This window comes from Rothia sp. HMSC066G07 (assembly GCF_001814485.1).
Taxonomy (GTDB): domain Bacteria; phylum Actinomycetota; class Actinomycetes; order Actinomycetales; family Micrococcaceae; genus Rothia.
On sequence record NZ_KV816928.1, the window covers coordinates 9,124 to 10,241 of the forward strand.

Genomic DNA, 1,118 nt, shown 5'->3' on the forward strand with positions numbered 1-1,118 from the left:
GAAGCGAGGACGGGTGCCCCTGTAGGAGCGTGGATAACACCGTCCCTTTGCTGTACCTGCGTAGGCGCGGAGCGTCCGGGTGACGGGTGCCCCTGCGTAGGCGCGGAGGAAATATGCGGCAGTCCCTTTTCTGATACGTTTAGCTCTGCTGCGCCAGGTAGTTCAGCAAGGTCGCAGTCAGCTCCGGGTCATGTGCCAGCGCGGTACCGTTCAGATGGGTCACCGGCGCAATCAGACGCACCGACGACGCCAACCACACGCCGTCCGACTCAAACAGGTCCTGCGGGTAGAGCGGTCCGAAGCCCAGTTCCCAACCGGCCTGGCGTGCCGCCTCGAACACCGCGCTCTGCGTGGTGCCGGGCAGGATGCCGTGGCTCGGCTCAGGCGTGTACAGCATCTTCTTGCCGTCCTCAATCTTCGCAACCAGCACCGAAGAAGTGGCGCCCTCAAGCACGCGACGCTCGTCGGTGATGAAGATAGCGTCATCCGCGCCGCGCTCCTGAACGTACCGCAGGACCGCCATGTTCACCGCGTAGGAGAGGGTCTTCGCACCCGCCAGAAGCCACGGGTAGGCGCTGTTGTCCATCGGCTCGTGGCCGCGCGGCAGCAGCATCGCCTTCACGCCCTCGGTGCGGCGCTTCACGATCGAGGCGGGCACCGGCGACGCCATAATCAGCGTGTACGGGCCCGGCTGCGTGGAAGTCACCGCCTGGGTGGGGCCGCGCGAAATAATGATCTTCACGATGTGCTCTTCGCCCAGCGCAGTCTCGGCACCGGCGGTCGCCTCACGCATGAGGCGCTCCACCGCCGAACGCAGAATCTCGGGTTCCGGGTCGGGCAAATCCAGCATGCGCGCCGACGACTCGAGGCGGGACAGGTGCATGCCGAGCTTACGCACGCGACGGTTGACGGACAGCATAGTCTCGAAGACGCCGTCGCCGCGGGTGAAGCCCTGGTCATCAACGCTGATGAGGGGCACGGACGGGTCAACGAAGATGCCCTGCGGGTTCTGCTCGTTCAGAAGAATTACGGTACTAGACATAGTTTTATTGTACGTTCGCTGCCGAACCGTAGGCAGGAGGTGCCTGTACCTTCCTGAAGCGACATCAGGGTGCCCG

Annotated in this window: 1 protein-coding gene; it reads right to left on the reverse strand. The window is 64.2% G+C overall.

From position 1 onward, the window contains the following. Window positions 1–139 precede the first annotated feature (139 nt). Entirely contained in the window at window positions 140–1,042 is a 903-nt protein-coding gene (locus HMPREF2971_RS06985) for an aminotransferase class IV (protein WP_070692091.1), read from the reverse strand. Window positions 1,043–1,118 lie beyond the last annotated feature (76 nt).